Source organism: Lysobacter cavernae (assembly GCF_042648505.1).
Lineage (GTDB): Bacteria > Pseudomonadota > Gammaproteobacteria > Xanthomonadales > Xanthomonadaceae > Lysobacter_L > Lysobacter_L cavernae.
Genome location: NZ_JBHRXK010000019.1, coordinates 1 through 4,410 on the forward strand (window position 1 = coordinate 1; position 4,410 = coordinate 4,410).

3 protein-coding genes are annotated in these 4,410 nt (G+C 63.7%); all 3 read right to left on the bottom strand.

What is annotated here, in order from left to right; all coding sequences use genetic code 11:
- Positions 1-97: 97 nt before the first annotated feature.
- On the bottom strand, positions 98-469 hold the full coding sequence (locus tag ACFOLC_RS16015; RefSeq protein ID WP_386760265.1) for a hypothetical protein: 372 nt from the start codon (positions 467-469) through the stop codon (positions 98-100).
- Positions 470-515: 46 nt separating this feature from the next.
- Positions 516-890: a hypothetical protein gene (locus ACFOLC_RS16020; protein WP_386760266.1), complete on the bottom strand. Its 375-nt coding sequence runs from the start codon at positions 888-890 to the stop codon at positions 516-518.
- A gap of 22 nt (positions 891-912) precedes the next feature.
- Positions 913-4,410: RHS repeat-associated core domain-containing protein (locus ACFOLC_RS16025; RefSeq protein WP_386760267.1), on the bottom strand; the 3,498-nt coding region annotated here is incomplete at its 5' end.

The following is a 4,410-nucleotide window of genomic DNA, read 5'->3' on the forward strand; positions in this document are numbered from 1 at the left end:
AACCGGATCAACGGTGCGCCGATCTGAATGAAAGTCCGCTCGTGCCATCGCAGCCGGGGCGGATCGTGTTCAAGACGGGCGGTATTTCAGCAGCCTGTTAGGACCTGGCCTGGTCCACGCCCTCGAGTTCCGGCAGGCCCGCCTTGCGCCGCTGCTCGATGATGTACTGGACGTACCACTCGGGGTTCTCGGTGTTGCCACGGATGGAGCGAATGGTATTCAGCCAGCGATCGTTCCAGCTCATGCCGTTGGACATTACATGTCCGCGCTTTTCCATCGCGACAAGTTCATCAAAGGAGCCAGCGGCATCGGCCTGCATGCCTGGCGTGTCCAACAGTGTGACGCGGCCCCTCGCATCTTTCCGGGAATCGATGCCCATGGTCGAGGAGTTCCGCACGCACGCGGACAAGGCAAGCACCAGGGCGCCGACAACTACCACCGCGCCCCCAATCCACAGCCAACCACTCATAATTCTTCACCGCATACAAGTGGAAGGGGCAATTCCCCGGCATGTCTCAGGGCGTGGCCTGATCTACGCCTTCAAGCTCCGGCAACCCTGCCTTGCGCCGCTGCTCGATGATGTACTGGACGTACCACTCAGGATTCTCGGTGTTCTTCCTGATCGACTGGATCGTGAGCAGCCAGTCCTGATTCCAGCTCATGCCATTCGACAACTTATGGCCCCGTTTCTCCATCGCGATCGTGTGGTCGTAGGAATCGGTGGCATCGGCACGCATGCGCGGCGTGTCGAGCAGAATGACACGTCCCTGTGAGTCCTTGCGGGTGTCGGCCCCCATCCCCATGCTCGATGCCGCCCGCGTACAGGCCGCCAGCGCCAATACCACACCAATGGCCACGACAGCGACCATGATCCACAGCCCGTTGCTCACGCCCCACCTCCCGGATAAGCCATCAGTAGTCAAAGATATCTCCTGGAAAGTCGTTAGTTCCCAATCCCAAGCCATTCGAATTGTGGATATTCACAGCCTTGATTGGATTGATCTTGCGCACCTGAGCCAACCACTGCCGGGGACCTGCCGAGGCATACAACGGCGCGATATCGCCTACCGGCTGAATGTACTTCCAGTCCTGCAGCCCGGCGCCGTCGAGCGCCTTCTTGGCCGTGTCATAGCTGATGGCCGGGCTTCTGAGCACCACCGTCGAGCCTGCAGGGATATGGTCGACCGCCCTGATCACGGTAGCGGTGCCCTGGCTGTGCGCCACGATCGTGACGGGATGATCAAGGCCCTTCAATCCGTCTATGAACCCCTGGGTCAACGGGTCGATTCGCCTGCCAAATTTTTGGACAGCGGTTTCGAACGTGTCGGTCAGCAATCCCGCCGGCTTGAGCCACTGCAACCATTTCGGCAAGCCATCCGCGAAAGTTGGATTGTAGTAATAGGGCACGCGCTGTGCATCGGCCAATTTCTGTGCATCGGCCCGACTTCCCATGATGCCGTTTGTGTAAATCTTGTCGTAGTCGTTGATATTGGTGGAGCGTCCCTCAGGAAATATCCATTCGCCCCGGCGGCACGCACGCAGCCCCCACGGATCTGCCCACTCGAACGGATTGCCAAAGGCGTAGAGATAGGTGTTTTCGCCCGCCACCAGACCCAGCGGATCGGCGCTGATGTAGCAACCCGCATGCGGGTCGTAGTAGCGCGCCAGGTTGTAGCACAGCCCGGTTTCGCGATCGAAGTACTGGCCTTGCTGGCGGATCGGATTGATCAGACGCTGCTGCGTCGACAGCGCCCGCACCTGGCCCCAGGGCGTATGCGTCGCGCCCCAGACCACCCGTCCCGTCGCATCGATGATGCGGACCGGACATCCGTTGAGGTCATTACAGAAGTGATAGACGACCCGTCGCGTCCCTGGCGGCAGACTTGGGTCAGCACGATTGGCGACCGTCGTGCCTGCTGCGATTTCGCTCGCTGCAACCGCAGGCTCCATCGCTTGCAGCAGGCCGTTGCTCCGTACCTGCGACGAACCAGCACTGGTAGCCAACGCACGCGCGCCGACCGGATTAGATTCGGACTTGAGAACGTCGGCATCGCGCGTCATCGATTCGGATGCACTGCGGCCTTGATCACTGCCGCCCAGTGCAAGCGCGCTCAAACGTCCGCCGGCCCCCAGCCCACCCGACACCGGCCTGCCCGATTCCACCTGCGCAGAGTTCGCAACACCTTCCGCCTGTGATGGTTCGGCGCTATCGGCGCCAAGTCTGACTCCGTATCCCAATCCACGCGCTGGGACCGACACGCCGACATTCGCGACCTGGGGAGCGGGCACACTGACGGCCGCTGCCGATGCCACGGGTATTTCGCTGGTTCCCCCACGGGGCCTATCAGGCGTTACAGCGGAAGCCGGCTCGATGCCCTCCATCGAGACAGGCGCTTCGCGCGGCAAAGGCGCCTGATCATCTGCGACGGACTCCACCTCGATCAGCATCAACGGCTCGTGGCTGCCCGGACGGTAAACGTACTCGCGCACCTGGCCATGCAGCGCCTTGAGCCTGCGCTTGCGCAGTTGGGCTTCGTGCAGATTGGCCACGTTGCCGACCCACAGCGGCGCGGCGTCAGGCTCGTCGTTGGCTTGGGTTACCTCGCCCAGCAGCGCGTCGCCGTCCCAGAAGAACCAGGTGGTCTCCTTCGGGCCACGTTTGAACACGCGGCGTCCCAACGGGTCGTACCCGAAGCGCACGCGCATGCCCTGCCGCTCGCCTTCGCTCCAGGCGCACTCCACTAGCCGTTGCTCGGCATCCCAGCGCAGGTGCATCGCCGGCTGTCCAGACGCACCGCGTAGCTGGCGCTGGGCCAGGTTGCCGGCGCGATCGAACGCATAGTGGACACCGTCGAGATCACCTTCCCGGCTCCAGTCGTCGCCAACCTGCAGATCGCTACCCACGACCGCCTGCCGTTTGACCTGCAGCACCCGGGTATGCAGTCGGTTACCCGCGCGATCGGTAGTCCAGCGATGCATGCCGTCCATTGGCCCGGCATGCTCGACCACCCGCCGGACCGGATCATAGGCATAGGTGTCGTGCCCATATTCCGAATCGGTGCGGGCGATCGGATCACCCAGGGAGTCGTAGTCGTACTCGGTGCGGAACAGCTCGGTGTCGTCTTTCAGCAGCGCCTGGATGGCCAGCAGGCCCGCACTGTCGTAGCGGTAGCCGCGCACCAGCGCTTCGCCCAAGCGTTCCGCGACGGTCTGCCCCTGCAGGTTGCGTACCGTTTCGATGCCCGGCTCGTCGTTGACCTCGACTGCCCGGGTCCGCCCCAGCAGATCGTAGTCGAACACGACCCGGTTGCCGGCATCGCTGACCCGGCTCATCCGGCTGCCGGACGCATCGTAGCTGCTGGCCACCACGAACCCGTTCTGCTCCTCATGGACGACCCGGCCTTCGGCGTCGTATCTGCGCAGCACATGACCGGCCGCATTGCGCGCCTCCAGCAGGCGGCCACCGGCGTCGTAGCGGAATGTTTCGTCTAGCACCCGCGCAGGTTCAAAAGGGTCGACATGACGTTTGCGCGTAGTCCGCCCCATCGCATCCAGACGAAACTCGACGCTGCGACCGAGCGCGTCGGTCCGGCGTCCGATACGACCACCGGCGTCTAGTTCGTAGTGCTGTCGTTGCCCCCAATAGTCGACTTCTTCGACGATGCAACCGCGTGCATCACGCCGTAACTGATGTGTCTCTCCGTTTGGATTGATCAGCGATTGCAGCCGGCCTTCGCTGTCGTACAGGTATTCGGTCGCCGTGCCATCGGGCTGGATGCGCTTGCGGAGCAGGTCCACGCCCGTGTACTCCAGGCGGGTCACCGCACCGGATGGATCACGGTGACGCACCAGCCGTCCTTCGGCGTCGTACTCACACGCGACGTGATCGCCACCGGGGAAATCCATCCGCAACAGACGGCCCTTGGCATCGTGCGTGTAGGACGTCGCGCCCCCGCTGCCGTCCCAGCGACGCAGCGTCCGCCCCAGGCCGTCGTGCTCCATCCGCTGGCGCATGCCGATGGCATCGACCTGGACGCACAGCTTGCCGTAGCGGTCGAACTCGAACCGTGTCGTGCCGCCGCGTGGATCGGTGGCTGCGCGCAGCTGTCCATGGCCGGTGTAGTCGAAGCGATGGGTGCCGCCGCAGGCGCCGACGGATGCCGCGAGCAAGCCGTGCGCATTCCACTCGAAACGCTCCGTGCCACCGCCGGGATGGGTGCGGGCCAGCAGGCGGTCGTTCTCGTCGAAGACCTGATCCAGCACGCTGCCGTCCGGCCGGGTCAGCTTGAGCAGGTTGCCGCGCTCGTCATAGCCGAACTGCGTGCGCAGGCCCAGCGGGTCGATCACCGCCGTCGTGCGGCCGACCTCGTCGTACTCGAAGACGGTGACGCCGTCGAGCGGGTCGATCTC